Source organism: Saccharothrix sp. NPDC042600 (assembly GCF_040647305.1).
Taxonomy (GTDB): domain Bacteria; phylum Actinomycetota; class Actinomycetes; order Mycobacteriales; family Pseudonocardiaceae; genus Actinosynnema; species Actinosynnema mutabilis.
In genome coordinates, this window is record NZ_JBEZBW010000028.1 from 53,215 (window position 1) to 80,063 (window position 26,849).

Annotated in this window: 27 protein-coding genes, 1 tRNA gene and 1 pseudogene; 19 read left to right on the forward strand and 10 right to left on the reverse strand. The window is 71.8% G+C overall.

The window, feature by feature from the left end; all coding sequences use genetic code 11:
• Nucleotides 1-23: 23 nt before the first annotated feature.
• Nucleotides 24-503, forward strand: a complete 480-nt coding sequence (locus AB0A74_RS19290) for a hypothetical protein (protein ID WP_358251151.1) — start codon at nt 24-26, stop codon at nt 501-503.
• A gap of 253 nt (nt 504-756) precedes the next feature.
• Entirely contained in the window at nt 757-3,948 is a 3,192-nt protein-coding gene (locus AB0A74_RS19295) for a S8 family serine peptidase (protein ID WP_358251152.1), read from the forward strand.
• A 718-nt stretch (nt 3,949-4,666) separates the two neighbouring features.
• On the opposite strand, the gene hemQ is transcribed toward AB0A74_RS19295, so the two are convergent.
• Genes hemQ through hemE form a run of 3 tightly spaced genes read right to left on the reverse strand, consistent with a single transcriptional unit; the run spans nt 4,667 to nt 7,832 of the window.
• Nucleotides 4,667-5,359, reverse strand: coding sequence for a hydrogen peroxide-dependent heme synthase (gene hemQ / locus AB0A74_RS19300; RefSeq protein ID WP_358251153.1), 693 nt, complete (start codon nt 5,357-5,359; stop codon nt 4,667-4,669).
• 17 nt (nt 5,360-5,376) lie between these two features.
• Nucleotides 5,377-6,795 carry a protoporphyrinogen oxidase gene (gene hemG, locus AB0A74_RS19305; RefSeq protein WP_358251154.1) on the reverse strand — a complete coding sequence of 473 codons (1,419 nt, stop codon included), beginning with the start codon at nt 6,793-6,795 and terminating at the stop codon, nt 5,377-5,379.
• Nucleotides 6,792-7,832: a uroporphyrinogen decarboxylase gene (gene hemE, locus AB0A74_RS19310; RefSeq protein WP_358251155.1), complete on the reverse strand. Its 1,041-nt coding sequence runs from the start codon at nt 7,830-7,832 to the stop codon at nt 6,792-6,794. Before hemE ends, hemG begins: the two co-directional genes overlap by 4 nt.
• 97 nt (nt 7,833-7,929) lie before the next feature.
• Between hemE and AB0A74_RS19315 the strand changes: the two genes are divergently transcribed.
• Both AB0A74_RS19315 and AB0A74_RS19320 read left to right on the forward strand, forming a co-directional pair.
• Nucleotides 7,930-8,478, forward strand: a complete 549-nt coding sequence (locus AB0A74_RS19315) for a DUF3000 domain-containing protein (RefSeq protein WP_358251156.1) — start codon at nt 7,930-7,932, stop codon at nt 8,476-8,478.
• A gap of 16 nt (nt 8,479-8,494) precedes the next feature.
• Complete coding sequence (locus AB0A74_RS19320) at nt 8,495-8,839, forward strand: hypothetical protein (RefSeq protein ID WP_358251157.1); 345 nt, start codon at nt 8,495-8,497, stop codon at nt 8,837-8,839.
• Here AB0A74_RS19320 and AB0A74_RS19325 read toward each other — a convergent pair.
• Entirely contained in the window at nt 8,836-9,999 is a 1,164-nt protein-coding gene (locus AB0A74_RS19325; RefSeq protein WP_358251159.1) for a dipeptidase, read from the reverse strand. The genes AB0A74_RS19320 and AB0A74_RS19325 overlap by 4 nt on opposite strands.
• 317 nt (nt 10,000-10,316) lie before the next feature.
• On the opposite strand from AB0A74_RS19325, the pseudogene AB0A74_RS19330 reads away from it, so the two are divergent.
• Nucleotides 10,317-10,971 (forward strand): annotated as a pseudogene (locus tag AB0A74_RS19330) (response regulator transcription factor).
• A gap of 67 nt (nt 10,972-11,038) precedes the next feature.
• Nucleotides 11,039-12,283, forward strand: coding sequence for a ribonuclease D (locus AB0A74_RS19335; RefSeq protein ID WP_358251161.1), 1,245 nt, complete (start codon nt 11,039-11,041; stop codon nt 12,281-12,283).
• A 352-nt stretch (nt 12,284-12,635) separates the two neighbouring features.
• Here the strand turns inward: AB0A74_RS19335 and AB0A74_RS19340 are convergent, their stop codons facing one another.
• A complete protein-coding gene (locus tag AB0A74_RS19340; protein ID WP_358251162.1) occupies nt 12,636-13,304 on the reverse strand; it encodes a MerR family transcriptional regulator in 669 nt (222 codons plus the stop codon).
• Between the two features lie 97 nt (nt 13,305-13,401).
• Between AB0A74_RS19340 and AB0A74_RS19345 the strand changes: the two genes are divergently transcribed.
• From AB0A74_RS19345 to AB0A74_RS19365, 5 genes are all read left to right on the forward strand, one after another.
• A complete protein-coding gene (locus tag AB0A74_RS19345; protein WP_358251164.1) occupies nt 13,402-14,301 on the forward strand; it encodes a hypothetical protein in 900 nt (299 codons plus the stop codon).
• The gene (locus tag AB0A74_RS19350) at nt 14,298-14,747 is read left to right on the forward strand and encodes an ABA4-like family protein (protein ID WP_358251165.1); all 450 of its coding nucleotides are present in this window, start codon (nt 14,298-14,300) and stop codon (nt 14,745-14,747) included. The genes AB0A74_RS19345 and AB0A74_RS19350 overlap by 4 nt, the downstream gene beginning before the upstream one ends.
• A gap of 89 nt (nt 14,748-14,836) precedes the next feature.
• The gene (locus tag AB0A74_RS19355; RefSeq protein WP_358251167.1) at nt 14,837-16,057 is read left to right on the forward strand and encodes a thiolase family protein; all 1,221 of its coding nucleotides are present in this window, start codon (nt 14,837-14,839) and stop codon (nt 16,055-16,057) included.
• On the forward strand, nt 16,054-18,165 hold the full coding sequence (locus tag AB0A74_RS19360; RefSeq protein WP_358251168.1) for a 3-hydroxyacyl-CoA dehydrogenase NAD-binding domain-containing protein: 2,112 nt from the start codon (nt 16,054-16,056) through the stop codon (nt 18,163-18,165). The genes AB0A74_RS19355 and AB0A74_RS19360 overlap by 4 nt, the downstream gene beginning before the upstream one ends.
• 150 nt (nt 18,166-18,315) lie before the next feature.
• A complete protein-coding gene (locus AB0A74_RS19365) occupies nt 18,316-18,768 on the forward strand; it encodes a hypothetical protein (RefSeq protein ID WP_358251170.1) in 453 nt (150 codons plus the stop codon).
• Nucleotides 18,769-18,844: 76 nt separating this feature from the next.
• Here AB0A74_RS19365 and AB0A74_RS19370 read toward each other — a convergent pair whose 3' ends face one another.
• Both AB0A74_RS19370 and AB0A74_RS19375 read right to left on the reverse strand, forming a co-directional pair.
• On the reverse strand, nt 18,845-19,261 hold the full coding sequence (locus AB0A74_RS19370) for a PIN domain-containing protein (RefSeq protein ID WP_358251172.1): 417 nt from the start codon (nt 19,259-19,261) through the stop codon (nt 18,845-18,847).
• Entirely contained in the window at nt 19,249-19,536 is a 288-nt protein-coding gene (locus tag AB0A74_RS19375) for a type II toxin-antitoxin system prevent-host-death family antitoxin (RefSeq protein WP_358251173.1), read from the reverse strand. Before AB0A74_RS19375 ends, AB0A74_RS19370 begins: the two co-directional genes overlap by 13 nt.
• Nucleotides 19,537-19,611: 75 nt before the next feature.
• Between AB0A74_RS19375 and AB0A74_RS19380 the strand changes: the two genes are divergently transcribed.
• Entirely contained in the window at nt 19,612-20,337 is a 726-nt protein-coding gene (locus AB0A74_RS19380) for a DUF72 domain-containing protein (RefSeq protein WP_358251174.1), read from the forward strand.
• Here AB0A74_RS19380 and AB0A74_RS19385 read toward each other — a convergent pair.
• Entirely contained in the window at nt 20,334-21,068 is a 735-nt protein-coding gene (locus tag AB0A74_RS19385; protein WP_358251176.1) for an arylamine N-acetyltransferase, read from the reverse strand. The two genes, AB0A74_RS19380 and AB0A74_RS19385, sit on opposite strands and share 4 nt — an antisense overlap.
• Before the next feature lie 45 nt (nt 21,069-21,113).
• Here AB0A74_RS19385 and AB0A74_RS19390 point away from each other — a divergent pair, with 45 nt between their 5' ends.
• The 3 genes from AB0A74_RS19390 to AB0A74_RS19400 all read left to right on the forward strand — a co-directional run bounded on the left by AB0A74_RS19390 (nt 21,114) and on the right by AB0A74_RS19400 (nt 22,743).
• Entirely contained in the window at nt 21,114-21,887 is a 774-nt protein-coding gene (locus AB0A74_RS19390; RefSeq protein ID WP_358251196.1) for a DUF72 domain-containing protein, read from the forward strand.
• Between the two features lie 66 nt (nt 21,888-21,953).
• A complete protein-coding gene (locus tag AB0A74_RS19395) occupies nt 21,954-22,343 on the forward strand; it encodes a peptidase inhibitor family I36 protein (protein WP_358251178.1) in 390 nt (129 codons plus the stop codon).
• Between the two features lie 327 nt (nt 22,344-22,670).
• Nucleotides 22,671-22,743: transfer RNA gene (locus AB0A74_RS19400), tRNA-Ser, on the forward strand.
• A gap of 36 nt (nt 22,744-22,779) precedes the next feature.
• Here AB0A74_RS19400 and AB0A74_RS19405 read toward each other — a convergent pair.
• A complete protein-coding gene (locus AB0A74_RS19405; RefSeq protein WP_358251179.1) occupies nt 22,780-23,577 on the reverse strand; it encodes an NAD(P)H-binding protein in 798 nt (265 codons plus the stop codon).
• Between the two features lie 72 nt (nt 23,578-23,649).
• Here AB0A74_RS19405 and AB0A74_RS19410 point away from each other — a divergent pair, with 72 nt between their 5' ends.
• Genes AB0A74_RS19410 through AB0A74_RS19420 form a run of 3 tightly spaced genes read left to right on the forward strand, consistent with a single transcriptional unit; the run spans nt 23,650 to nt 25,494 of the window.
• Nucleotides 23,650-24,561: an AraC family transcriptional regulator gene (locus tag AB0A74_RS19410; RefSeq protein WP_358251180.1), complete on the forward strand. Its 912-nt coding sequence runs from the start codon at nt 23,650-23,652 to the stop codon at nt 24,559-24,561.
• Nucleotides 24,558-24,893 carry a nucleotide pyrophosphohydrolase gene (locus AB0A74_RS19415; protein ID WP_358251181.1) on the forward strand — a complete coding sequence of 112 codons (336 nt, stop codon included), beginning with the start codon at nt 24,558-24,560 and terminating at the stop codon, nt 24,891-24,893. The genes AB0A74_RS19410 and AB0A74_RS19415 overlap by 4 nt, the downstream gene beginning before the upstream one ends.
• Nucleotides 24,894-24,900: 7 nt before the next feature.
• Nucleotides 24,901-25,494 carry a hypothetical protein gene (locus AB0A74_RS19420; protein ID WP_358251182.1) on the forward strand — a complete coding sequence of 198 codons (594 nt, stop codon included), beginning with the start codon at nt 24,901-24,903 and terminating at the stop codon, nt 25,492-25,494.
• Here the strand turns inward: AB0A74_RS19420 and AB0A74_RS19425 are convergent.
• A complete protein-coding gene (locus AB0A74_RS19425; protein WP_358251183.1) occupies nt 25,491-25,676 on the reverse strand; it encodes a hypothetical protein in 186 nt (61 codons plus the stop codon). The genes AB0A74_RS19420 and AB0A74_RS19425 overlap by 4 nt on opposite strands.
• A gap of 124 nt (nt 25,677-25,800) precedes the next feature.
• Here AB0A74_RS19425 and AB0A74_RS19430 point away from each other — a divergent pair, with 124 nt between their 5' ends.
• The gene (locus tag AB0A74_RS19430; RefSeq protein ID WP_358251184.1) at nt 25,801-26,727 is read left to right on the forward strand and encodes an FAD-dependent oxidoreductase; all 927 of its coding nucleotides are present in this window, start codon (nt 25,801-25,803) and stop codon (nt 26,725-26,727) included.
• Nucleotides 26,728-26,849 lie beyond the last annotated feature (122 nt).

Sequence of the window (26,849 nt, forward strand, 5' to 3'; positions counted from 1 at the left end):
CGCCCTCGTTCCGTCCCAGGACCATGCGGACACTCGTGCTCGGCGCCTTGCTGCTCACCGTCGCCTGCGGGGACGTCGGCGCGGGCCGCCAGTGCACCGCGATCGGCGCACTGGTCGGGCTCGGTGTGGACGTCGAGCTGACCACCGTGGCGACCGGCGGGATCGAGGTCTGCTGGGACGACAAGTGCGTCACGCCCGAGCTGCACCTGTCGCCGTCGTCCAAGACCGTCGGCGAGACCTGCACGGGCGACGCGCCGGACAGCATGTGCGGCGCGAGCGCCGTGCCGACCGGTGGCAAGCACGCCTACGTACCCGTGCCCGACCTCCCGGCGAAGCCCGTGACGGTCGCGCTCAAGCTGGTGGACGAAGCGGGTGCGACCGTGGTGGATGAACGGCTCACCGTTACGCCGAAGATGGTCGAGCCCAATGGTCCGGGCTGCGGAACGGGCGGCCCCCAAGCGGGTGTCGTGGTCGCTCCCGACGGTGCGGTGCGCGAGCGATAGCGCCACGATCCGTGACCAGTCAGTGACCTGATCGGGTGGCCGCATGTCCCTCAATGAGACGCTGATCTCACCCGCAAGGGTGGATAGCGTCGATGGCGTTGGGGGGTTTCATCACCATTCGGTCACCGCCGCCACCGCTGGACAGGTGTGCCTCCCGACGCGCGTCCACAGGCGCGCCGCAACCAGATTCTGGGAGGTATCTGTGTTGAGATCCGGAAAGCGTGGCGTTTCGTGGGGAGCCGCCGCGCTGTCGATGGGACTGCTGGCGGGCGGCACGGGAGTTGCCGGGGCCGCGCCCGCCGTGGCGGGCCGCGACACCGTTGAAGGGGAACCGAAGTCCGTCACCCTGGTCACCGGCGACCGCGTCGTGCTCAACGGCGACCGCGTCGGCGCGCTGGCCGGCGGTCCGGGCCGGGAGAAGATGGTCTTCCAGACCTTCGAGCACGAGGGCCGGCTGCACGTGGTGCCGCGCGACGCGCTGCGCCCGCTCGCCGAGGGCCGGCTGGACCTGCGGCTGTTCGACGTCACCGGGCTGGTCGAGGCCGGCTACGACGACGCCCGCCGCGACCACGTGCCGCTGATCGTCACGGGCGACCCGGGCACCGTGCGCGCCGCGTCGGGCGTGCGGGTGACGCGGGACCTGCCCGCCGTGGGCGCCGTCGCCGCCCGTGCCGCCAAGGCCGAGGCCGCGACCGCGTTCCAGTCGCTGGTCGCGGACCCTAACGTCGGCAAGATCTGGCTGGACGGCATGCGGCAGCCGGTGCTGGACCGCAGCACCGCCCAGATCGGCGCGCCCGCCGCGTGGCAGGCCGGGTTCACCGGCAAGGGCGTCAAGGTGGCCGTGCTGGACACCGGTGTGGACGAGAAGCACGCCGACCTCGCCGGCCAGGAGGTCGCCGAGCGCAACTTCACCGAGGAACCCGACGCCACCGACGGCGTCGGCCACGGCACGCACGTCGCCGCCACCATCGCGAGCAAGGACGCCAAGTACCGCGGCGTCGCGCCGGACGCGCAACTGCTCGACGGCAAGGTGTGCATGCTCAACGGGTGCGCCGAGTCCTGGATCCTGGACGGCATGCAGTGGGCCGCCGACCAGGGCGCGGACGTGGTCAACCTGAGCCTGGGCGGCGGTGACACGCCGGAGATCGACCCCTTGGAGGAGGCCGTCAACCGGCTCTCCGCCGAGAAGGGCACGCTGTTCGTGATCGCCGCGGGCAACTCCGGCGGTCCCGAGACCGTCGGCTCGCCGGGCAGCGCGGACGCCGCGCTCACCGTCGGCGCGGTCGACCGGGCCGACAAGATCGCCCCGTTCTCCAGCCGCGGCCCCCGCGTCGGCGACGGCGCGGTCAAGCCCGACGTCACCGCGCCCGGCGTGGACATCGTGGCCGCCAAGTCCTCCGCCGGTGTCATCGGCACCCCGGTGGACCCGACCCACGTGTCGCTGTCCGGCACGTCCATGGCCACCCCGCACGTCGCGGGCGCGGCGGCGCTGCTCGCCCAGCAGCACCCGGACTGGACCGGCGCGCAGATCAAGGCCGCGCTCACCGCGTCGGCCAAGCACAACCCGGACCTGACCGCGTTCGACCAGGGTGCGGGTCGGGTGGACCTGGCCAAGGCGATCACCAACACCGTCACCACGGACCCGGTGAGCCTCGGCTTCGGCCTCCAGCTGTGGCCGCACGACGACGACAAGCCGGTCACCAGGGAGCTGACCTACCGCAACAACGGCGCCGAGCCGGTCACCCTGGACCTGGCGCTGGACACCCGCGGCCCCGACGGCAAGCCCGCCCCGGCCGGCCTGTTCACGTTGAGCGCCACCAAGGTCACCGTCCCGGCGGGCGGCACCGCCACGGTGTCGGTCACGTCCGACACCCGCGTCGGCGGCGTCGACGGGTCCTACTCGGGCGCGGTCGTCGCGTCCAACGGCCAGCGCACCCCGCTGGGCGTGAACCGCGAGGTCGAGAGCTACGACCTGACGTTCACCTACACCGACGCCAACGGCAACCCGACCATCGAGGCAAGCTCGCTCGTGGTGGGCCTGAGCAACAACGCGTTCGCGTTCCCGCGGATCGTGGACGGCGTGGCCAAGGTGCGGCTGCCCAAGGGCGAGTACTTCGCGTTCAACGACGTGCTGACCGACAAGACGAAGACCGCGGTCCTGCCGCAGTCCAAGCTGACCGTGTCCGGACCGGCGCAGATCGCGGTGGACGCCCGCACGGCCAAGCCGGTGAAGATCACCACGCCGGACCCGGCGGCCGAGGAGCTGATCGGTGACATCGGCATCACCCGGACCTACGAGGGCAGCCGGATCGGCTTCGGCTTCGCGTTCCTCGGCGGCTTCGGCGACGCGGTGTCGGTGGCCCACCTGGGTCCGGAACTGCCGGCCGAGGAGCTGAGCGTGTCGATCGGCTCCCAGGCCAAGGGCGCGCCCCAGGCCGGGGCGGCCGTGACGTACCGCCTGGCGTGGGCGCAGAGGGGCAAGGTCCCGACCGGCTTCGTCCGCGCGCCGCGGCAGAACGAGCTGGCGACGGTGAAGGGCCACTTCGGGTCCGCGCCGGCCGACCGGACCTTCGGCTACGCGGGCAACGCCGTCGTCCCCGGCGGTGGCGGCAGCTGGGCGGTGCTGTCGGAGGTGACCGCGCCGGGCGCGGCGATCGACTACGTCACCACCGAGGGCATCGGGTGGGCGTGGGCGTTCGCGCAGTTCAGCCCGGAACGCCGGATCGAACTGGTCCTCAACGGCCCGGACCGCACGTACCGCAAGGGTCGGGAGTACGAGCAGCACTTCCTGGCCCCGGTGTACGGCCCGTCGGTGGCGTCCCCGGAAGCCCTGCACCTGGCGCGCCGGGGCAACGACATCGGCTTCGGCCTGCCCCTGTGGGGCGACGGCCACGGCAACACGGGCGACTCCAACACCGCGAAGGCCCGGACCACCCTGTACCGGGACGGCGTGAAGGTCGGCGAGACGGAGTACCCGGCCAACGGCTTCTTCGAGGGCGTGCCCGCGGGGAAGGCCACGTTCAAGGTCGAGACGGAGGCGGAGCGCGCGCCGGGCATCTCGGAGTTCAGCCCGGTGGTGAGCGGCGCGTGGACGTTCAAGTCGGACACGGTGGCGGGCAACGAGTTCAAGCCCCTGCCCCTGACGGTGGTGCGCTTCACCCCGAAGCTGGACGGCACGGGCGCAGCCCCGGCCGGCCGGGTGCTGCGGGTGCCGCTGACGGTCCAGCAACAGGGCAAGGCGGACAACGGCCGAGTGACGCGCCTGGACGTGGAGGTCTCGTTCGATGACGGGAAGACGTGGTCGAAGGTCCCCGTGGTCGGACGAACGGCACTGGTGAAGAACGCGGAAGGCGCGGGTTTCGCGTCACTGCGGGTGAAGGGCGCGGACAGCAAGGGCAACACCTTCGAGCACACGCTGATCAAGGCCTACAAGATCAAGAAGTAGGACCTGCAGTTCGCGCGGAGCGCGGCTTCCCGCCGCGCTCCGCGCGACCCCGCCACGCAGCGGCGTGCTTTTGGTCCGGGCTCCCAGCCACAAGGGGCCTTCGTGTTCCCCACCGTATGACCTGCCCGAAGGGCTACCACACTTTTGGTCGGGTGCAGCCGAATTTTTTGTGAGGAACGAGCAAAAAATTTAGCGGCACCCGGCCAAAAGTGTGGTTGGCTCCGCCAGGTCATGCGGTGGGGAACACGCAGGCCCTTCCCCCCACTGGAGGCCTCCCGGCCGCTTTTAAGCTTTAGAGCGCGCCAGCGCGTCGCGCGAAGCGCTCGCAAGCGCGAAGCGCGTCCGAGCTTGCGAGCGCGGAGCGCGTCCAGTTAGAACCCGCGAAGCGTGGGCTTGAGAGCGCAAGCGTAACTCTTAAAGATCAAAGAGCCTCGCCGGCGGGCGAGCCACCAAAGATGACACAACTGCCAAAGCGGGGGCTTCTTGCTTGTGTCATCTCCGCATGACCCGGCAAAGCCAACCACATTTTCCCGGGGTTGGTCGAAAAACTTTTGCTCGTTCCTCGCAAAACTTTTTGGCCCAACCCCGGGAAAATGTGGTAGCCCTTCGGGCGGGCCATACGGAGATGACACAAGCAAGAAGCCCGGCTTGGGTTGTGTCCCCTCCGGTGGACTGCCCGCCGGTGGACTGCCCGCCGGCGGCTTTGCCGCGTTGGGTGTTACGGGAGGTTGGTCACCAGTTCTGCGGCTGGGATTCGGGTGCCGGTGTAGAACGGGATTTCCTCGCGCACGTGGCGGCGGGCTTCGGTTCCGCGGAGGTGGCGCATCAGGTCCACGATGCGGTGCAGTTCGTCCGCCTCGAAGGCCAGGATCCACTCGTAGTCGCCCAAGGCGAAGGATGCCACCGTGTTCGCGCGCACGTCCGGGTAGTCCCGCGCTTCCTTGCCGTGGTCGGCGAGCATGCGCCTGCGGTCCTCGTCGGGCAGCAGGTACCACTCGTACGAGCGCACGAACGGGTAGACGCACACGTACTTGCGCGGGTCCTCGCCGGCCAGGAAGGCCGGGATGTGGCTGCGGTTGAACTCCGCCGGGCGGTGCAGGGCGACCTGGCTCCAGACCGGGGTGGACACCTTGCCCAGCGGGGTGCGGCGGAAGCCGGTGTAGGCGGCCTGGACCTGTTCGATCTCCTCGGCGTGCCACCAGATCATGAAGTCCGCGTCGGCGCGCAGGCCCGCCACGTCGTACACCCCGCGCACCACGACGCCCTTGGACTCCAGGCCGTCGAGGTAGGCCTGGGTCTCGGCGGCGGCCGGGCCGCGGTCCTCCGGGAGGCGTCCCGGTTCGACGCGGAAGACCGACCACATGGTGTAGCGGATGGTGTCGTTGAGTTCGTTGTAGTTCAGGCGGGCCATGGCCCCCATCCTCTCACTCAGCGGACGCGGCCGAGGACGTGCGCCGCGACACGTGCCGCCGCCGCGTCGCCGGTCGCGATGCACGCGGGGATGCCGACGCCGTGCAGCGTGGCGCCGGCCACGGCCAGGCCGGGGACCTCGGCGACGGCGTCCTCGATGCCGCGCACGACGTCCAGGTGCCCCACGCCGTACTGGGGCAGGCCGCCGCCCCACCGGGTGACCAGGGTGTCGATCGGGGTGGCCGTGATGCCGGTCAGTTCGCGCAGGTCGTCGCGCACGGCGCGGACCAGGTCCTCGTCGTCGCGCTGGAGGACGCCCACGTCGCCGTGCCGCCCGACGCTGCCGCGCACCAGCACCGGCTCGCCGGCCAGGTGGGCCCACTTGCGGCTGGAGTAGGTGAACGCCTTGGCGGTGAACGGCGTCCCGTCGGCGTGCCGCTCGCCCTCGGCCAGCAGCGTGCCGGACCGGTCGGGCAACTCGGCGCCCGGCGGCAGGGCGAGGGCGACGACGGCCATCGACGCCAGTTCGACCTTCGCGTACTCCCTCGACGCGGCCGGGGCGACGTCGGCCAGGAGCTTGCGGGCGGACGGGGCCGGGACCGCGAGCACCACGCCGTCGACGTCCAGGGCCTCGGGTGCGGTGGGGGTGCCGATCTCCAGGCGCCAGTGGTGTTCGCGGCGGAGGAGCGCGCGCACGGGCAGGCCCAGTCGGACCTCGGCCGCCGCGGCCTCCACGAGTCGTTCGACCACAGTGGACAGCCCGCCGGACAGGGTGCCGAAGACCGGAGCCGGGGTGGTGTGCGGCTGCGGCGGGGCGGGCATGGTCGTGGCGGCGGCGGCCAGGAGGGAGCCGACGCCGGAGTCCAGCGCGGTGGCCAGTTGCGGCATGGTGGCGCGCAGGCCCAGGCCGTCGGCGCGGCCCGCGTAGACGCCGCCCAGGAGGGGGCCGACGAGCCGGTCCGGGACCTCGGGGCCGAAGCGGGCGCGCAGGAGCGCGCCGACGGAGACGTCCCCGCCGTCCAAGCGGATCGGGGGAAGCGTGGGCTCGGCTTCGACCCGCTTCAGGCCGGCCGGGCTGAGCACCTGCCGCACCGCCTCGACCGACGCGGGCACGCCCATCAGCGTGTGCGCGGGGATCGACCGCAGCTCACCGGCCGCGCGGATCGCGGACGGTGACCGGGTCGGGTGCACGACCTCGTCGCCCAGGCCGAGTTCGGTGACCAGTTCGCGGGCTTCCGGGCGGCGGTGCAGGAACGCTTCCGCGCCCACGTCGTAGCGCCGGCCGCCGACCTCCGCGGTGCGCAGCTTGCCGCCGAGCCGGCCCGCCTGCTCCACCACCGTGATGCGGGCCTGGGGTCCGAGCAGGCAGCGCAGCCGGTGCGCGGCGGCCAGGCCGGAGATCCCGCCCCCGACCACCGCCACGTGGAGCGTCCTCATCTCGCCCGGTGCACCCATTCGACGGCCTTGGTGATCGCGTCCGGGTCGGTGTCGGGCAGCACGCCGTGGCCCAGGTTGAAGATGTGCCCGGCGGCGGCGCGACCCTCCTCCACGATCCGGTCCACCTCGCGGCGCACGGCCTCCTCGCCGGCGAACAGCACCGCCGGGTCGAGGTTGCCCTGCACGACCGGCTTGGGCAGGTGCGGCGCGGCGTCCTGCAGCCGGCGCACGGCCACGTCCAGCGGGGTGCGCCAGTCGACGCCGACGACGTCCGCGCCGGCCTCGCGCATGGCGGGCAGCAGCTCGCTGGTGCCGACGCCGAAGTGGATGCGCGGCACGGTCGTCACGCTCTCCAGCACGCGCTTGGAGTGCGGCAGCACGAACGCGCGGTAGTCCCGTTCGGACAGCGCGCCCGCCCACGAGTCGAACAGCTGCACGGCCTTGACGCCCGCCTCGACCTGCACGCGCAGGAACTCGGCCGTGATGTCGGCGATCCGGGCGAGCAGCGCGTGCCACAGCTCCGGGTCGGCGTGCATGAGCGCCTTGGTGCGCTCGTGGTGCTTGGACGGCCCGCCCTCGACCAGGTAGGAGGCGAGCGTGAAGGGCGCGCCCGCGAACCCGATCAGCGGCACGTCGCCGAGGTTGGCGTTGAGCAGTTCCACCGCGTCCGCGACGGGCTGCACCTGGTGCGGCTCCAGCATCGGGATGCGGTCCACGTCGTCGCGGGTGGCGACGGGCTTGGCGACCACCGGACCGGTGCCGGGCACGATGTCCAGGTCCACACCGGCGGCCTTGAGCGGCACCACGATGTCGGAGAACAGGATCGCGCCGTCCACGTCGTGGCGGCGGACCGGCTGGAGGGTGATCTCGCAGACCAGCTCGGGGTCCATGCACGCGTCGAGCATCGCCGTGCCGGCGCGCACCTCGCGGTACTCGGGCAGCGAGCGCCCCGCTTGGCGCATGAACCAGACCGGGGTCCGCGACGGGGTGCCGCCGCGGGCGGCGACGAGCAGCGGTGCGGTGGTGTTGTCACTCATCTCGATCCCATGCTCCCACGGGCGGCTCGCCGCACGCCGCCCGGTCCCGGCGTGCCGCGCTCCCGTGATGCCGTTCGGAGGCCTACAGTCCCCAGGTGTGACCGGACTGGCGGCGGAGCCCGAACTGTTCCGGCGGGCGGTGGCGACGCTCAAGTCGGTGCGAACCCGACCCGAGCTGGAGCTGACCGAGGTGCGCCCGCCGCAGCGCCTGGCACCCTGGGCGTTCGCGTTGACCGCCGAGGCGACGGGCCCGTCCGACGAGCTGTCCACCGGCCGCCTGGTGCTGCTGCACGACCCGGACGGCGTGGAGGCGTGGTCGGGGGTGTTCCGGCTGGTCGCGTACGTGCGAGTGGAGCTGGACCCGGAGCTGGCCACCGACCCCCTGCTGCCCGAGGTGGGCTGGTCGTGGCTGGTGGAGGCGCTGGAAACGGCCGGCGCGCACTTCCTGGCCCTGGGCGGCACGGTGACCCAGACCTCCTCCGCGCGCTTCGGCGACATCGCGGGCCCCGCCCGCACCGACGACCTGGAACTGCGCGCGTCCTGGACCGCGCGCGACGCCGAGCTGGCCGCCCACGGCAGCGCTTTCTACGACGTGATGGCGACGGCGGTCGGCCTCCCTCCGGTGGGCGTCAGCACGATCCGCTGACTCCTACGCTCCGATCGTGGGGGACAACGAGGTCGGCGGACGGGTCCACGGACCGGTCGTGCAGGCGGGCGCGATCCACGGCGACGTGCACGTGCACCACCACCCCGCTCGGCCGTTGCTGGTGGGCATGGCGTTGGTCGCGCTGGCGTTCGTCGCGGCCCTGCTCTGGTGGCCGCGCCCCGAACCCGCCCACTCCCCCGGCCCGGCCTCGACCAGCGCGTCCGCCACGCCGACCAGCACCGCCGCGGAGCCCACGCGAACCGGCACACCGGCACCGCGCACCGCCACCTCATCGAGGCCCGGCGGCCCGCCCGCACCGCCTGCCGACACCAGCCCGCCGGCCCTGCCCACCCTGGGCTAGTCGTTGTCGCGCAGCACGCGCAGGGCGTTGGCGCCGGCCAGTTTCGCGCAGTCGTCCTCGCTCCACCCGCGGTCCAGCAACGTCCCGATGAGGGCCGGGTAGGTGGACACGTCTTCCAGGCCCTCCGGCTGCCACTTCACGCCGTCGTAGTCGCCGCCCAGGCCGATGTGGTCGATGCCGGCGACCTCCCGCGCGTGCTCCACGTGCGCCACGACGTCGTCGATGGTCACGTGCGGGGTCGGGCCGCCCTCGGTCCAGGTCTCCGCGAAGCGGTGCCGGGCGTCGAGGTCGTTGTGGTTCTCGCCGGCCTCGGTCATGGCGGCCTTCAGGCGCGCGTCCCACTCCGCGTAGCGCTGGGACACGAAGTGCGGCACGAAGGTCACCATGCACACGCCGCCGTTGTCCTTGAGGCGTTCGAGCACGTCATCGGGCACGTTGCGGGGGTGGTCGGCGACCGCGCGGCACGACGAGTGGGTGAACAGGACCGGACGGGACGACGCGTCCAGGGCCGCGTTCATGGTCGTCGGGGCCACGTGGGACAGGTCCACGACCATCCCGATGCGGTTCATCTCGCGCACGACCTCGACGCCGAACTCCGTGAGCCCGCCGTGGACTGGTTCGTCGGTGGCCGCATCCGCCCAGGGGGTGTTCTCGTTGTGCGTGAGGGTCATGTACCGGACGCCCAGCCGGCGCAGGGCCCGCAGCACGCCCAGCGACGAGTTGACGCTGTGCCCGCCCTCGGCCCCGATCAGCGACGCCAACCGGCCGGAGGCGAACACCGCCTCGGCCTCGTCGGCGGTCGTGGCGAGCCCGAGGAGGTCGGGGTAGCGGTCGCACAGCTCGTGGACCAACTCCACCTGCTCCAGGACGGCGGTCACGGCTGCGTCGCCCGCGAGGCGGCACGGGACCCACACGGACCAGAACTGGACACCCAGCCGGCCCCGCCGAGACCGCAAAAAGTCGGTCTGGAGTGCTGGTTGGAGCAGTCGGAGGTCGGCGGCGGAGGCCCAGTCGCCCACGTTCGGCGGCGTTGACTTTTCACCGAATTGCCCCTCGGCGTACACCTCGCGCAACGCCCACGGCAGGTCGTTGTGGCCGTCCACCAGCGGCACCCGGGCCAGCAGTTCCTCGGCTCGGCCTCGACCTGTGGTGCTCGACACCGGCAACTCCTGTCTGTCGTCATGAGACGGACTCGCGTTACACGCCCTCTTCAGATGTCAGCCGATCGTGTGACAACGGGGGCCATCAGTGACAACTCGTTCGGGATAGATACCCGATTGATCGTCCCGTAGACCCGCTTGGGCGGCTACGCTGCCCCAGACGACACCACTTTCGGTCGATCAGTGGCGCGGCTGATTGGACGAAAGTCCCGGTGCCGGTCGGGGGGCACGACCGACTCCAGGGAGGTAGTGACGTGGCTGCCGTCGGCTTAGGTCAGGCCGTTCGTACCACGCCAGCCGGCTCGTTGCCGGCGAACATGGTCCCGCACCCGCGGGAGGAGCTTTTTTTCAGTGCTGGTGGTCGACGACCACCCACTGCTGAGGGAGGCGATAAGCGCCCGGTTGACCCAAATGGGAGCCGGGACTGTGCATGAGGCGGCTTCGGTCGCGGAGGCTCGGGCGCGGGCACTCGCAACCGGACCGTGCGACCTCGCGATCCTCGATCTGGGTCTGCCGGATGGCACCGGCATCGACCTGGTCACGGAACTCCGTGCCCAGGGCTGGCCCCGCATCGTGGTCCTCGCGTCCTCCGACGACCCCTACGCGGTCAGGTCGGCCTTCCAGGCGGGCGCCCAGGCGTACCTCCTGAAGTCCGCCTCGCCGATGGTGGTCACCGACGGGGTGCGCCGGGTCCTCGACGGCGGCGTCTACGCGGATCCGAGCGTCGCGCCCGTCCTCGCGGCGGGCACCCGGGTGCCGGGCACCGACAACACGCCGCGGGAGCTGTCCGCGCGTGAGGTCGAGGTCCTCCAGCTGGTCGCCGATGGCCAGAGCAACAAGGAGATCGGCGAAGCGCTCAGCCTTTCCGCGCTGACGGTGAAGAGCCACCTGTCGCGGATCGGGCGCAAGCTGGGAACCGGGGACCGGGCCCAGATGGTCGCGCTGGCCATGCGTGCCGGCGTGATCCGCTGACCGGGTCGCCACGCTGAACGGGCCGAACACACCCGCGAGTGGTGCGTTCGTCGTAGGGTCTTCCGCCGTGGACGTACCCTCCGACGAGCCGACCGACCCAACCGGGGCTGAGCCGGTCCCGCTGACGGAACCCGCTGATGGGGTTCCGCCGGTGGTGGCCGACGCCCAGGCGCTCCGGCGTGCCGCTGACGCGCTCGCCGGAGCTTCGGGTCCGGTCGCTGTGGACACCGAGCGAGCCTCGGGCTACCGCTACTCGCAACGTGCCTACCTGGTGCAACTGCGCCGGGAGGGCGCCGGGACCGTGCTGGTCGACCCGATCGCCCTGGGCGGTCGGCTCGATCCGCTGGTCGAGGCGCTGGACGGGACCGAGTGGGTGTTGCACGCGGCGTCGCAAGACCTGCCGTGCCTCGCCGAACTCGGCCTGCGTCCGAGCGCGCTGTTCGACACCGAGCTGGCGGGCAGGCTGGCCGGTTTCGAACGGGTGGCGTTGGGCACGCTCGTCGAGCGACTGCTCGGCTACAGGCTGGAAAAGGGGCACGGCGCGGCCGACTGGTCGCGCCGTCCCCTGCCGGCCGACTGGTTGAACTACGCGGCGCTGGACGTCGAGCTGCTCGTGGAGCTGCGCGACGTGCTGGAGCAGGAGCTCAAGCGCCAGGGCAAGCTGGAGTGGGCGCTGGAGGAGTTCGAGGCCGCCCGCACCGCTCCGCTGCCCAAACCGAGGTCCGAGCCGTGGCGCCGGACGTCGGGCATCCACCGCGTCCGCAGTCCCCGCCAACTGGCCGCCGTGCGGTCGCTGTGGGAGACGCGGGACGCGCTGGCCCGTGAACGCGACATCGCCCCGGGCCGGGTCCTCCCCGACAGCGCCCTGGTCGAGGCCGCCGTGCGCAACCCCGCCGACGAGGCCGCGCTGCTGGCGCTGCCGGTGTTCCGGGGCCGGGCGCAACGCCGCATGGTCGCGGTCTGGCTGGGCGCGCTGCAACGCGCCGCCGCCCTACCCCGCGCGGAACTCCCCGACCCGGCCCAGCAACACGACGGCCCGCCGCCGGCGAACCGGTGGGCGGACAAGGACCCGGCCGCGGCGGCCCGCCTGGCAGCCGCCCGGGTGGCGCTGACGGCCGTGGCGGACGCCAACACCCTGCCGGTGGAGAACCTGCTGCTGCCGGACCTGGTGCGACGAACGTGCTGGCAGCCGCCCGAGGACACGTCGGTCGAGGGCGTGGCGACCGTGCTGCGCGAGGGCGGTGCCCGCAACTGGCAGGTCGAGCTGACCGCCGAGCCGCTGTCGAGGGCGCTGAGCACGAAACCGGCCTGAGGTCGGGCGCGGCCTGCGGCCTCCGGCCCCCGAGTCGATCGTCGCACGTGCCACCGACAGTTCCGGCGACTCGACGCTCAGCCGTTCCGCCCGGACCCGGCCACGTCGGGTCCGGGCGGCTGGGTTCGAACGCGCCGGGTTCTCACGCGCCGGGTTCTCACGCGTCGGGTTCTCACGCGTCGGGTTCTCACGCGTCGGGTTCTCACGCGTCGGGTTCTCACGCGTCGGGTTCTCACGCGCCGGGTTCGGCCGCGTCGCGTTCGGCCGCGTCCGGTTCGGCCGAGCGTGGCCACACCGGGTCCGGCGCGAGCGCAGCACTGGCTCGGCGCGGGCGGGGCTCGGCGCGGCGGGGCTAAGCGGGGTCGGGCTTGGGGTGCTCCTCGCACGTCGGGTCGGGCTGCTCGCGGTCGTTGCGCAGGCCGGAGGCTTCGCGGCGGGCCAGGCGGCGGACGACTGCGAAGGCCGCGTCGCCCAGGACGGTTCCGAGCACGACGATCTCCATGGCCGCGTCCCTGGTCCGCCCGCTCAACGCGTAGTCCAGGTCCTGCTCGGCCAGCGGGCCGGCGGCGCGGGCGTAGCCGTCCAGTTGGCCCACGAAGGACTCGTGCCCCAACTCCCGCGCGGTCGCGATGACGTTCACCAGGGACTGGAACGCGTCGGAGCCCGGTCGATAGGTCCAGCCCTGGCGTTCGACGAACGCCCGTGCCTCCGCGTGCGCCACCTCGTCCGACGACGGCACCGACCCGGCGCCCACCACGGCCCGCTCCACCGTCCCCATCGCTTTGTGCAGCGACTTCTCCGGGTCGTCCAGCGCCCCGAGCACCTCGCGCACCGCCGCGATCGACAGCCCGCCGACCTCCGCCAACGCCCGCACCAGCCGCAGCCGGTGCAGGTGGACCTCGCCGTAGCGGGCCTGGTTGGGGCTGGTCAGCTCGCCCGCCGGGAGGAGGCCCTCCCGCAGGTAGTACTTGATCGTCGGCACGGGCACGCCGGTCCGGCGGCTCAGTTCCGCGATGCGCATGCGTCCTCGAATCCGGTCGAAGCTGAGACGGCTCTCAGGATGGACAGTGTAGCTATCCGATAGTAGAAAGTGCCGCTATCCATTCCTTGGAGCCACGATGACCCGCTTCCTCCGCCCGCACCCGCCGCTGATGCTGTTCTCCCTGCTCATGGGCGCGCTCGCGCTGGTGAGCGCGGTCGGCATGGTCGTCGACGACCGGATCCTGGCCGGTTCGCCGATCTGGTTCAAGCCGTTCAAGTTCGGGGTCTCCCTGGGCATGTACGGGGTCGCGCTGGCCTGGATGCTCACGTTCGCCACCCGCTTCGCCAGGCTCGGCCGGTGGGCCGGCACCGGGATCGCCGTCGGCGGGACGGTCGAGATGGTGATCATCGTCGGTCAGGTCCTCCGCGGCCGGCGCAGCCACTTCAACGTCGCCACCGACTTCGACGCGGTCCTGTGGTTCACCATGGCGGCCACCATCCTCGTCGTCTGGGTCATGCACGCCGTCGTCGCCCTCGTCCTCGCGTTCGCCCGGTTCGAGAACCGCCCCGCGGGCCTCGCGATCCGGCTCGGCCTGGGCATCGCGCTCATCGGCCTGGCGCTGGGCCAGCTCATGGCGCGCCAGGACTCCGGTGTCGCGGGGGTCGCGGGCGCGCACAGCGTCGGCGTGCCCGACGGCGGCCCGTACATGCCGGCCACCGGCTGGAGCACGGCCGGCGGCGACCTGCGCGTCCCGCACTTCGTCGGCATCCACGCCCTCCAGGTGCTGCCGCTGCTCGTCCTCCTGCTCGGCCGCCGCGCGAACACCCGGATCGTGTGGGTCGCCGGCGCGAGCTACCTCGGCCTCACCGCCCTGACCACCTGGCAGGCGCTGCGCGGTCAGCCGCTGTTCCGGCCGGACGCGACCACCTGGACCGCATTCCTGCTACTCGTCACCGCGACCGTCCTGGCGGCAGCCTGGGCACTGCGCACCAAGGACACCACGCCCGCCGAGCCCAAGGAGCCCGTGGCCGCATGAGCCAGTTCCTGTTCGACGTCGCCTTCCCGCTCACCGTCCCGTTCTGGGCACTGATGGTCTTCGCCCCGAAGTGGCGGTGGACGCACCGGGTCGCGTCCTCGCCGCTGATCGCCGTACCGCTGCTGGTGGTCTACACGGTCCTGGTCGCCGGGCACCTGCCCGAGTTGTGGGCGACGATGAGCAACCCGAGCCTGGCGGGCGTGAAGGCGTTCGTCGGCACCGACTGGGGCACCTCGGCGGTGTGGGCGCAGGTGCTCGCCTGGGACCTGTTGATCGGCGCGTGGATGTACCGGGAGGGCCGTCGGCTGAACGTGCACCCGCTGCTCATGGGACCCCTGCTGGTCTTCACCATCATCCTGTCGCCGTTCGGGTTCGCCCTGTTCCTGGTCATCCGGGCGTTCTGTGACACACCCGACAGGGCGACCACTGTGGTTACCGACGAGTAACAGGGTCTAGAGTTGGTGTTACCGATCGGTAGGAGTCGCGCCCCGCCCGATCGGCGGGAAGAAACGTCACCACAAGTGGAGGAGACGCCGTGGCCGCACCAGTAGCGCCGGCACGCGTTCGAAACGTGGTCTTCGTGGACGGTGTGCGGACGCCGTTCGGCAAGGCCGGCCCCAAGGGAATCTTCGCGGAGACCCGTGCCGACGACCTGGTGGTCAAGGTGATCCGCGAGCTGCTGCGCCGCCACCCCGAGCTGCCGCCGGAGCGGGTGGACGAGGTCGCCATCGCGGCCACGACCCAGATCGGCGACCAGGGCCTGACCATCGGCCGGACCGCGGCGCTGCTCGCGGGCCTGCCCAAGTCGGTGCCCGGCTACGCCATCGACCGCATGTGCGCGGGCGCGATGACGGCCGTGACGACCGCCGCGAGCGGCATCGCGTTCGGCGCGTACGACGTGGTGATCGCGGGCGGCGTGGAGCACATGGGCCGCCACCCGATGGGCGAGGGCGTCGACCCCAACCCGCGGTTCCTGGCCGACAAGCTCGTGGACCCGTCCGCGCTGGTCATGGGCAACACCGCGGAGAACCTGCACGACCGGTTCCCGCACATCACCAAGGAGCGCACCGACGCGTACGCCGCGGCCTCCCAGGCCAAGTACGCCGACGCGCTGAAGAACGGCAAGATCGGCCCCGAGCTGGTGCCGGTCGCCACGCGCTCCGCCGAGCACGGCTGGGGTCTCGCGACCGCCGACGAGCCGCCGCGACCGGGCACCACGGTCGAGGACCTGGCCAAGCTCAAGACGCCGTTCCGCCCGCACGGCCGGGTCACCGCGGGCAACGCGGCCGGCCTGAACGACGGCGCGACCGGCTGCATCCTGGCCGACGAGGAGACCGCCACCGAGCTGGGCCTGCCGATCGGCATGCGCCTGGTCGGCTACTCGTTCATGGGTGTCGAGCCCGAGGTCATGGGCGTCGGCCCGGTGCCCGCGACCGAGAAGGCCCTCAAGCGCGCGGGCTTGACCATCTCCGACATCGGCCTGTTCGAGATCAACGAGGCGTTCGCCGTGCAGGTGCTCGCCTTCCTCGACCACTTCGGCATCGCCGACGACGACCCGCGGGTCAACCCGTGGGGCGGCGCGATCGCCACCGGCCACCCGCTGGCGTCCTCGGGCGTGCGCCTGATGACCCAGCTGTCCCGGCAGTTCGCGGAGCGGCCGGACGTGCGCTACGGCATCACCACCATGTGCATCGGCATCGGCATGGGCGGGACCGTGATCTGGGAGAACCCGCACTGGAACGGAGAAGCCAAGTGACCACGTTGACCGCCGACGAGGCCAAGGCCCTCTTCCCCGACGAGGTCGTCACCCGGGCCAAGACCCGCCTGATCTCCGTGCCCGGCCTCGCCGGCCCGGTCGCGCTGATCACGCTGGACAACGGCCACGACCACACCCGGCCGTCCACGTTCGGCCCGCAGTCGCTGGTGAGCCTGAGCAACGCCTTCGACGAGGCCGCCGCGGCCTCGCCGGTGGCCATCGCCGTGACCGGCAAGCCGTTCATCTTCGCCGTGGGCGCGGACCTGACCGCCGTGGAGGGCGCATCGGCCCGCGAGCAGGCGCTGACCATCGGCAAGCTCGGCCACGACGTGTTCCGCAAGTTCACCGAGTCGACCGTCCCGACCTTCGCCTTCGTCAACGGCGCGGTCATGGGCGGCGGCCTGGAGCTGGCGCTGTCGTGCCACTACCGGACGCTGGCGGCCAACGCGGCGGCCATCGCGCTGCCCGAGGTGTTCCTGGGCCTGTTCCCGGGCTGGGGCGGCACGCAGCTCCTGCCGAACCTGATCGGTGCGAACGACGCGGTCACCGTGATCTTCGAGAACGCGCTGAACCAGAACAAGATGCTCAACCCCAAGCAGGCGCTGGACCTGGGCATCGCGGACGTGCTGTTCGAGTCGGCCGACTACATCGAGCAGTCGCTGCTGTGGCTGGCGAAGGTCGTCAACGGGGACGTCGTCCCCGCGCGTCGCGAGATCGACCGCGGCGAGGCCTGGGACGCCGCCGTGGCCCGCGCCCGCGCGATCGTCGAGGGCAAGACCAAGGGCGCGGCGCCCGGCGCGTTGAAGGCGCTGGAGCTGCTGGAGCTGGCCCGCGAGAACGACCTCGACCGCGGTTACGCGGCCGAGACCGAGGCGCTGGCCGACGTCGTGATGAGCGACGAGCTGCGCGCGGGCCTGTACTCGTTCAACCTGGTGCAGAAGCGCGCCAAGCGGCCGGCCGGCGCGCCGGACAAGTCGCTGGCCCGCAAGGTCACCAAGGTCGGCATCGTGGGCGCGGGCCTGATGGCCTCGCAGATGGCGCTGCTGTTCGCCCGTCGGCTGGAGGTGCCGGTCGTGCTGACCGACATCGACCAGGCGCGCGTGGACAAGGGCGTCGGCTACGTCCACGGCGAGATCGACAAGCTGCTCGGCAAGGGCCGCGTGTCGCAGGACAAGGCCAACCGCCTCAAGGCGCTGGTGTCCGGCTCGCTGGACAAGGCCGCGTTCGCCGACGCGGACTTCGTGATCGAGGCCGTGTTCGAGGACCTGGGCGTCAAGCAGAAGGTGTTCGCCGAGGTCGAGGAGCACGTGTCGCCGGAGGCGGTGCTGGCCACCAACACCTCCTCGCTGTCCATCACGGACATGGCGGCGGGCCTCAAGCACCCCGAGCGGGTCGTGGGCTTCCACTTCTTCAACCCGGTCGCGGTCATGCCGCTGCTGGAGATCGTCCGCGCGGCGCAGACCGACGACGCGACGCTGGCCACCGCGTTCGCCGTGGGCAAGCAGCTGAAGAAGTCGTCCGTGCTGGTCAAGGACGCGCCGGCGTTCGTGGTGAACCGGCTGCTGACCCGGTTCATGGGCGAGGTCGTGAAGTCCATCGACGAGGGCACGCCGTTCGAGGTGGCGGACAAGGCGACCGAGTCGCTGGGCCTGCCGATGTCCCCGCTGATCCTGCTCCAGCTCGTCGGCGCCCCGGTGGCGCTGCACGTGGCCGAGACCATGAACCGCGCGTTCCCGGACCGCTTCGGCGTGTCGGAGAACATGAAGGCGTTCGTGGCCGCGGGCAAGAACGCGGTGTGGCAGTGGGACTCGACGGGCAAGCAGACCGTGGACCCCGAGGTGCAGGCGCTGTGGCAGTTCGGCGACAAGCCGCTGACCGGTGAAGAGGTCAAGGCGCGCGCGCTGGAGGCGCTGGCCGAGGAGATCCGCCTCATGCTGGACGAGGGCGTGGTCGCCGAGGCGCAGGACATCGACCTGTGCATGATCCTGGGCGCGGGCTGGCCGTTCTGGCTGGGCGGCATCACCCCGTACCTGGACCGCTCCGGCATCTCGGAGAAGGTCACCGGCAAGCGGTTCCTCGCCCCCGGCGTGGCCTCCGTCCCGGCCTGACCCAGGTTCACCCTCCGCGCCCGGTCGTCCCCCATCGTGGGACGGCCGGGCGCGGTGCGTCATCGGAAGTTCCCTCTTGCGGGTGCCGGTGGGTGCGCACCCGAGTGAGGATCGCTCACAGACGTTTCGGTGTGTCCGATCTTGGTGCTCATGACTGCGCACCGACGAAGAACCCGAGCCCGCCGCCCCCACCCCGACCCGCTGCGCGTCGAGGAGCTGGTGGCGTTCCTGCGCGGCGACCGGCGCTGGCGCGACGAGGTCGCCCGCCGCCTGGTGTCCCGCCTGGACCAGCGCCTGGTCCGCTCCGCACGGGCGTGCGGCTGCCGCCCGATCGCGCACGTGGCCGAGGAGCTGGACAGCCAGGCCTGCGTGGACCTGGGCCCCAGCGCGCCGTACCAGCTCGCGAAGGCCGTGTACGGCCAGGTCCACCTGCGCGGCGCGGCCCGCCTGCGCCAGACCGCCCGCAGCCTGCGCGTGCTGGGCGTGTACCTGTGCGGCAACGACCTGTCCCAGTGCCCGTGCACGGTGGCCCTGGCGCGCGACCCGCAGCAGGACCAGGTGGACCGCGTGGTCACCGGCGCGCTGGACGGCGCGGGGTTCTAGGCGCGTGCGTTCCGTGCGTGCGTCCGTGCGTGCGTTCCGGGCGTCGGTTCCGGGCGTCGGTTCCGGCGTGAGCCGGTCAGCCGGCGGTCGGGTGGACGCCGATCACCTCGACCACCCGGTCCAGGCCGGTGAAGTCCTTGACGTTGCTGGTCAGCACCGGCAGGCCGTGGGCCGCGGCGGTGGCGGCGATCTGGAGGTCCATGCGGCGCGGGCGCGGGCTGCGGCCGGAGCGGCGGACCAGGGCGGCCAGGGTGCCGTAGACCTTCGCCGCCGCCAGGTCGAACGGCAGCACGTCGAACCGGTCCAGCGCCGCGTAGTAGCGCTCGGTGCGGGCGAAGCGCTCGACCGGGTCGTCCACGTCCAGGCCGTACGCCAGCTCCGCCGCCGTGACCGAGCTGATCACCGGTTCCGCCCGCGCGAGGTCGCCGAAGTCGATGTCCTCCAGCCGGATCACCACGCAGGTGTCCAGCAGGACGCGGCTCAGCCGCGCCACGGGTCGTCCAGCGGGTCGTCGGCGCCGAAGACGTCGTCGTCGGCCCGGCGGTCGGCGTTCCACCGGTGGAGGTCCACCGGCGGCAGCTTGCGGAACTCCGCCTGCGTCTCCGCCAGCGTGCGCCGCGGCCGGTCGCCCTGCTCGACGTGCGGCACCAGGTCCGCCACCGGGCGCCCGTTGCGGGTCACGACGAAGCTCTCCCCCGCCTCGACCCGCCGCATGATCTCGGCGTTGTCGTTGCGCAGCTCGCGCTGCCCGATCGTTGCGACACCCATGCCACAATCATAGTGAAGGTGCTACAGCCGTGCTACACGTTTCGATCGTCACCTCTCCGGGCACAACCGACTACTATGGGTGAGATCCGAGTCGGCACGTCCGGGTGGCGCTACCCCCAGTGGCGCGGCGACTTCTACCCCCGGGGCCTCCAGCAGCGCCTGGAACTGGACTTCCTGTCACGCATCCTGGACACGGTCGAGCTGAACGGCCCGTTCTACGGGCTGCGCAACCCGAACGACTACACGTCCTGGCGCACCCGCACCCCGGAGGACTTCGTCTTCGCCGTCAAGGCGCACCGCGAGATCACCCACAACCGCCGATTACGCGACGTGGAGGAGGCGGTGGCCGAGTTCCTCGACTCGGGCGTGCGGGACCTGGAGCACAAGCTCGGCCCGATCCTGTGGCAGCTCCCGCCGACCCTGCCGTACAAGGCGGACCGCCTGAAGGCGTTCCTGGACCTCCTGCCCACCGACCTCCGCCACGCCCTGGAGGTCCGGCACCGCAGCTACCTGGTCCCCGAGGTGACGACCCTGTTGCAGGACAGGGGCATCGCGCTCGTGGTGGCCGAGTCGGCGGGCCGCTTCCCGGAACCGGAGGAGGTCACCGCCGACTTCGTCTACGTCCGCCTGCACGGCGACAAGGAGCTGTACGTGAGCCAGTACTCCGACGAGGCCCTGGACCGGTGGGCGAAGAGGATCCGTTGGTGGGCGAGGACCCGGGACGTCTACGTGTACTTCGACAACACCATGAACGGCGCGGCCCCCCACGACGCCCGTGCCCTCGCGGCGCGCCTCTCCTAGAGCCTGGGCACCCGGTCCAGCTCGATGCCGAAGTACTTGCGGTGCGCCTCGATGATCCCGGCGTCGTCCAGCACCTCCTCGTGCCGCTCGCCGCCGGAGGTGGTGATCAGCTTGTCCCCCGCCACGGTCACCCGCCCGTCGTCGGTGGGCAGCGAGCACGTCGCGCCCTTGCGGAACGGCGAGCCCGGCCACGTCTGCTGGTACCAGCACGTCGCCCGGAACTCCTCCAGCGCCCGCGCGCGCAGCTCCAGCCGGTACTGCACGACCCCGTCGAACAGCACGTCCACGTCCCCCTCGGGCGTGTCGACCAGCCGGAACACGCCCATCGGGTCGTGCTGGTCCGCGCGGCTGGTCAGGTCCAACGGCCGCAGCGTGAACCGGCCGAAGCCCACGTCCACCAGGAGGTCGCCGACCCGCAGGGCCATGTGGTCGAACGGCGGGCCGAACGCGCCGTCGTTGAACACCTTGGCGGACAACATCTCCACCTCGTGCCCGAGCGCGGTGAGCAGGGCCGCGAAGCCCCCGTTCAACTCGTAGCAGAACCCGCCGCGCCGCCGGCGCACGAGCTTGTCCACCAGCCAGTCCTCGGTCAGCTCGATCGTCTCGCCGAGGTGGATGCTCAGGTTCTCGAAGGGCACCGACCGGTAGTGCAGTTCGTGCAGCTCGGCGAGGGTGCTCGTGCGGGTCGCGCCGATCCGGTCGAGGTAGGCGTCGAGTGTCTGGTCGTCCATGACGCACAACTTGCACCCTCGACCCAGGTGGAGGTCAATATGAGCATGATCCGCGTCGGCACGTCGGGGTGGCTGTACCCGCCGTGGCGGGGCGTGTTCTACCCCAAGGGGCTGCCCCACCGGCGCGAGCTGGAGCACCTGTCGCACCAGGTGAACTCGGTCGAGCTGAACGGGACGTTCTACTCGCTGCAACGCGAGTCCAGCTTCCGCGCGTGGGCCGCGCAGACCCCGGACGACTTCCTGTTCGCGGTCAAGGGCGGTCGGTTCATCACGCACATGAAGCGGCTGCGCGACCCGGAGCAGGCGTTGTCGAAGTTCTTCGAGTCCGGCGTGTTCCTGCTCGGCCCCAAGCTCGGCCCGTTCCTGTGGCAGCTCCCGCCGACCCTCCGCTTCGACCCGCCCCTGCTGGCCGACTTCTTCGACCACCTCCCCCGCGAGCACGACGGCCGGCCGCTGCGGCACGCCCTGGAGGTGCGGCACGAGTCCTTCCGCGACCCGGCCTTCCCCGAACTGCTGCGCGAGCACGACATCGCGCTCGTCATCGCCGACACCGCGAACAAGTTCCTGTACCTGGAGGACGTGACGGCGGACTTCGTCTACATCCGCCTGCACGGCGAGGAGGAGCTGTACGTCAGCGGCTACACCGACGAGTCCCTGGACCGGTGGGCGGCCAAGATCCGCACGTGGGCGACCACCCGCGACGTGTACGTCTACTTCGACAACGACGCCAAGGTCATGGCCCCGCGCGACGCCATCAACCTGGCCAAGCGCCTCGACGTCGAGTGGCCGCCCCCGGAACACGCCCACACAATCAGGTGAACCAGCGCCCGCGGCACCACGCGATCCCCGGGAACCCCGGACGCTGAACCGGTGGAGGTGCCCGCCATGACGACCCGCAGCCTGCTGACCACCCTGGTGCTGACCGCGGCCGCCCTGGTGTCCAGCGGCACCGCGTCGGCCGGGCAACCGGAGACACGGGCCGGGCAACCGGAGACCGCCACCTGCGACCGCGGCGAGTTCTGCGCGTGGCCCGGCACGGGCTACACCGGCCGCCCGGCCCGCCTGGACCTGGAAACCGCCAACCCGGGCGAGTGCATCCCCCTGCCCGACGGCCTGGTGGCCCGCTCGTTCGTCAACAACCTGACCCGCGACACCACCGTCTTCCAGGGCGCGACCTGCTCGACCGAGGCGGAGTTCACCACCTACCCGGGCAAGGGCACGTACGTCCCCGACGCCCCCTTCGTGGTCCGCGCGATCGAGGTCTGGGGCCCTTGAGCATTCTTCCCCGAGCGAACCCGCGAATTCGCACAAAATCATTGTGCACCGGTTCGCGGTTCGGGCATACTCGAACCCGAACCGGCTCGGACCGAGAGGGGAAGTGATGGCGGACAAGCGCAGCCCGGAGCTCCACCCCGGCTGGCGGCCCTGTGTCGCTTTCCCGACCAACCGAGGTCTCTCGGCCATGTACTCCCTGGTGGGCACGGCTCTCCTGACGTAGGCGCACGGCGCGCCGCCGCCGGGGAGCCGCCCATCGGGAAACCGATCCGGGCGGCTCTTCTCATTTCACCCGTTTTCGTCACCAGAGATTTCCACAATTCGGCACGTCCCCAAGGTGCAATTGGCTGCACACCCGACTGCTACTCGGGAGGGCCGGGTTCGAGTCCCGGTGGGGTGAGCTCCTCGTGCCGACCGGCTGCGCCCGCGGCCGTCGCTACGCCCACACGCCCGACGCCGCGGTGGCCTTGACGTAGTCCTCGAAGCGCCGTGGTTCGCGGCCCAGCGCGTCCTGCACGCCCGTCGACAGGTGGGCGTCGTGGCCGTCGCGGATCGCGGCCAGGGACGCCGTCAGGACCGTCGCGTACTCCGGGGCGAAGCCGGCCTCCACCAACGCGCCCGTGAACGGCTCCTCCGGCACGTCCACCGCCTTCACCTCCCGTCCCGACGCCTCCGCCACCAGCGCCACCGCGTCCGGGAACGAGATCGCCTCCGGGCCGGACAGCTCGTAGACGCGGCCGGCGTGCGCGTCGGAGGTCAGCGCCGCCACGGCGACGTCCGCGATGTCCCGCGCGTCGATGAACGGGTTGCCGCCCGCGCCCATCGGCAGGGTCACCTCGCCCGCCCGGACCATCGGGAACAGGAAGTCCTCGCTGAAGTTCTGCTGGAACCACGCCGGGCGCAGGATCGTCCAGTCCACAGTGGACTCGCGGACGGCGGCCTCCCGGCGGTCCGCCGGGTCGATGCCGCGGGCCGACAGGAGCACGATCCGCCGCACCCCGGCCGCGACGGCGACCGGCACGAACGCCTCCACCTCCGCCGCGTCCAGGTTGTTCGCGGGCGGCACCAGGTACACGGCCGAGACGCCCGCCAGGGCCGGCGCCCACGTCGAGGAGTCCGACCAGTCGAACCGCAGCGCGGACGAGCGGGAGGCGGGACGGGCGGCGGAGCCCAGGGCGGCGGCGACGCGGCGGCCGGTCTTGCCGGTGGCTCCGAGGACCAAGGTCGTTGTCATGACTCGAAGCCTGCCAAGATCGTGCTGGACGGGACATGGCCGAAACGCCCGATGACATGTTCAATCGTCTACGTGGACGCTCTCACCGATCTGCTCCGCGGGGTCCGCGCGCAAGGCGCCCAGCTGTGCCGGTCCTTCGCCACCCCGCCGTGGGCCCTGCGCTACGTCACCGACACGCCGCTGATGCTGGTCATGATCGCCGGGAGCGGCGGCTGGCTCGTCCCCGACGGCCGGGAACCGATGTGGCTGCGCGAAGGCGACGTCGGCCTGGTGCGCGGCCCCAGCGGCTTCGTCCTCGCCGACGACCCCGCCACCCCGCCGCAGGTGGACACCTCCGCGGCCGGCTGCGACCAGTGGCAGCTCGGCACCCGCACCTACGGCCTGGCCGACGACGGCGAGGCCGTGGTGATCACCGGCTGCTACGAGGTCGTCGGCAGCGTCCCCGACCGCCTGCTCTCCGTGCTGCCGCGGGCGTTCGTCGTGCCCAACCCGGACGGACCGTGCCCCGTGCTGGACCTGCTCAAGGCCGAGGTCGGCCGTGACCGGCCCGGCCAGGACACCCTCCTCGACCGCGCGCTGGACCTCATGCTGGTGGCGGCCCTGCGCGAGTGGTTCGAACGGCCCGAGGCCAACCCGCCGGCCTGGTACGCCGCGCTGGGCGACCCGGTCGTCGGCCCCGCGCTGCGGGCGATGCACGACGACCCCGCCCGCGCGTGGACGGTCAGCGAACTGGCCGCCAAGGCCAACGTCTCCCGCGCCCTGCTGGCGAAGCGGTTCACCGCGGCGGTCGGCGTGCCGCCGCTGACGTACCTGACCCAGTGGCGCATGGCGGTCGCCGCGGACCTGCTCGCGCAACCCGACGCCACCGTCGGCTCGGTGGCCCGCGCGGTCGGCTACACCGACGGCTTCGCCTTCAGCACGGCGTTCAAACGGGTACGCGGTGTCCGCCCCAGCGACCACCGTGTGGTAGCTCTGCGGGCATGAGCGACCTGACCGACCTGCGCGACGCCCTGCGCCGCTTCGCCGCCGCCCGCGACTGGGACACCTACCACACGCCCAAGAACCTCGTGATGGCGTTGTCGGCCGAGGTCGGCGAGCTGACCGACCTGTTCCAGTGGCTCACGCCCGACCAGGCCGCGAAGGCCATGGAGGACCCGGAACTCGCGTGGAACGTCCGCGACGAGCTGGCCGACGTGGTGCACTACCTCGTGCGGCTGGCGGACAAGCTCGACGTGGACCTGGTCGAGGCCGCCTTCGCCAAGATCGAGCGCAACGAACGGCGCTTCCCGACCGGAGACCTCCGGCCAGTCGAATGAGGGGGCCATGGACCCGCAGTCCCTGGACACGCTGCACCTGCACCAGAAGATCACCATGATGGTGAACCGCTACGAGGCGTTCGCCGACGACGGCCACGGCAACCCGGGCCAGGTCGTCGCGTTCGCCGAGCAGAAGCGGATGAAGCTCAAGGAGGAGGTCGTCGTCTACACCGACTCCACCAGGCAACGCGTGCTGGCCCGGTTCAAGGCGCGCAAGGTCCTCGACTTGGGCAGCGGCTACGACGTCACCGACGGCGAGGGCCGGCCGATCGGCCTGTTCCGCAAGGACTTCGGCAAGTCCCTGTTCAACTCGACGTGGCACCTGGACCAGGGCGGCGTGCCGGCGGCCAGCGGTCGCGAGCGCAACCAGGGCGTCGCCGTGCTGCGCCGGATCTGGGGCTTTCTGCCGTTCGTTGGCGACCTGCCGTTCCCCATGCGCTACCACTTCGACTTCGTCCACGAGGGCGGCGCGCCCGCGTTCAGCGTGGACAAGAAGACGTGGCTGCGCGACCGGTACCTGATCCACGTCCCCGACCCGCGCCTGGACCGCCGCCTGGTCATCGCGCAGGCGATCGCCCTGGACGCGCTCCAGTCGCGCTAGACGTAGGTGAGCAGGAGGAGGACGAGCGCGATCAGCAGGATCACGCCGAGGACCGCGGACACCCACGTCGGCGAGGTCTCCGCCGGGGGTCTCTCGCGCGCGTGCCTGCCCCGTCCCCTGCGTCGTCGCCACCGCACCGAAGCCTCCCCCGCCCACTGCCCCTCCGCGTACTTGCCGGTCATGGGCAACAACGCTAGGGACGCGGAAGGGGAGCGGACCTCACATCACCCGGTCGCGCCGGCCGGATCGCCCGGACAGCGGTCGAGCCGGTCGGGACCGTGACCGACCACAGCGGAGGACGACGACGTGAACGTGACCGTGGTGGGAGCAGGCATCGCCGGGGTGGCGTGCGCACGGGCGCTCGTCTCAGCCGGAGTGACCGTCCGTGTCCTGGAACGGGCGTCGGTGGGCGGGCGGATGTGCAGCGGCCCGTGGCGCGGGCGGCCGGTGGACACCGGTGCCGGGTACTTCACCGTGTCGGACGACCGGTTCGCGGCCGTGGTGGCGCGGTGGCGGGCGGCGGGGGTGGCCCGGGAGTGGACCGACACGTTCGCCGTGCACTCCGCTGACGGGTGGGCCACCACGACAGGGCCCATGCGGTGGGCGGCGCCGGGTGGGTTGGCGTCGCTCGTGGAGGACTTGGCGGACGGGGTGGACGTGCGTCGGGGGCACGAGGTGTCGCGGGTCGAGCCCGGCCCTCTGGTGGACGGTGAGCCCGCGGACTTCGTCGTGCTGGCCATGCCGGCCCCGGAGGCCTCCCGGCTGCTCTCCGCCGACCCGACGGCGGTGGCGGGGGTGGCGCGGAGCCAGGAGTGGCTGCCGTCCGTGGTGGCGGTGCACGAGTTCGCCGAACGGCACTGGGACTTCCCGGCCGCGTTCGTCAACGACCACCCGGTGCTGACGACCCTGTTCGACGACGGCAGCCGCCGGGGCGACGGCGCGCCTGTGCTGGTGGCGCACTCGACGGCTGCTCTGGCGGACCGCTTCACGGTCGATGCGCGCGCCGCCGGCGAGGAGATGGCCGCGGCGGTGCGCGAGCTGCTCGACCTGCCGGAACCGACGTTCTCCGACGCCTGGCGCTGGGACTTCGCCCGGCCGACCGCTCCCGGTGATCGCCCGTTCCACCTGGGCTCCGAGCGCATCGGCCTGGCCGGCGATGCGTGGGGCACCCCGAAGGTCGAAACGGCCTGGCTGTCCGGCACCGCACTGGCCGAGGCGATCCTGGCGTCTTGAACGCAAAAGCCCTCAGGGGCACCCGACTCGTCGGGTGCCCCTGAGGGAAAGAATGTTCGGCGGCGTCCTACTCTCCCACACCCTCACGAGTGCAGTACCATCGGCGCTGGAAGGCTTAACTA

Coding starts and splice junctions, on each gene's coding strand:
- AB0A74_RS19290 (WP_358251151.1), top strand. CDS start 24: ATGCGGACACTCGTGCTCGGCGCCTTGCTGCTCACCGTCGCCTGCGGG.
- AB0A74_RS19295 (WP_358251152.1), top strand. CDS start 757: ATGGGACTGCTGGCGGGCGGCACGGGAGTTGCCGGGGCCGCGCCCGCC.
- hemQ (WP_358251153.1), bottom strand. CDS start 5,359: ATGGCCCGCCTGAACTACAACGAACTCAACGACACCATCCGCTACACC.
- hemG (WP_358251154.1), bottom strand. CDS start 6,795: ATGAGGACGCTCCACGTGGCGGTGGTCGGGGGCGGGATCTCCGGCCTG.
- hemE (WP_358251155.1), bottom strand. CDS start 7,832: ATGAGTGACAACACCACCGCACCGCTGCTCGTCGCCGCCCGCGGCGGC.
- AB0A74_RS19340 (WP_358251162.1), bottom strand. CDS start 13,304: ATGCGCATCGCGGAACTGAGCCGCCGGACCGGCGTGCCCGTGCCGACG.
- AB0A74_RS19345 (WP_358251164.1), top strand. CDS start 13,402: ATGACCCGCTTCCTCCGCCCGCACCCGCCGCTGATGCTGTTCTCCCTG.
- AB0A74_RS19350 (WP_358251165.1), top strand. CDS start 14,298: ATGAGCCAGTTCCTGTTCGACGTCGCCTTCCCGCTCACCGTCCCGTTC.
- AB0A74_RS19365 (WP_358251170.1), top strand. CDS start 18,316: ATGACTGCGCACCGACGAAGAACCCGAGCCCGCCGCCCCCACCCCGAC.
- AB0A74_RS19375 (WP_358251173.1), bottom strand. CDS start 19,536: ATGGGTGTCGCAACGATCGGGCAGCGCGAGCTGCGCAACGACAACGCC.
- AB0A74_RS19380 (WP_358251174.1), top strand. CDS start 19,612: ATGGGTGAGATCCGAGTCGGCACGTCCGGGTGGCGCTACCCCCAGTGG.
- AB0A74_RS19385 (WP_358251176.1), bottom strand. CDS start 21,068: ATGGACGACCAGACACTCGACGCCTACCTCGACCGGATCGGCGCGACC.
- AB0A74_RS19390 (WP_358251196.1), top strand. CDS start 21,114: ATGATCCGCGTCGGCACGTCGGGGTGGCTGTACCCGCCGTGGCGGGGC.
- AB0A74_RS19395 (WP_358251178.1), top strand. CDS start 21,954: ATGACGACCCGCAGCCTGCTGACCACCCTGGTGCTGACCGCGGCCGCC.
- AB0A74_RS19405 (WP_358251179.1), bottom strand. CDS start 23,577: ATGACAACGACCTTGGTCCTCGGAGCCACCGGCAAGACCGGCCGCCGC.
- AB0A74_RS19415 (WP_358251181.1), top strand. CDS start 24,558: ATGAGCGACCTGACCGACCTGCGCGACGCCCTGCGCCGCTTCGCCGCC.
- AB0A74_RS19420 (WP_358251182.1), top strand. CDS start 24,901: ATGGACCCGCAGTCCCTGGACACGCTGCACCTGCACCAGAAGATCACC.
- AB0A74_RS19425 (WP_358251183.1), bottom strand. CDS start 25,676: ATGACCGGCAAGTACGCGGAGGGGCAGTGGGCGGGGGAGGCTTCGGTG.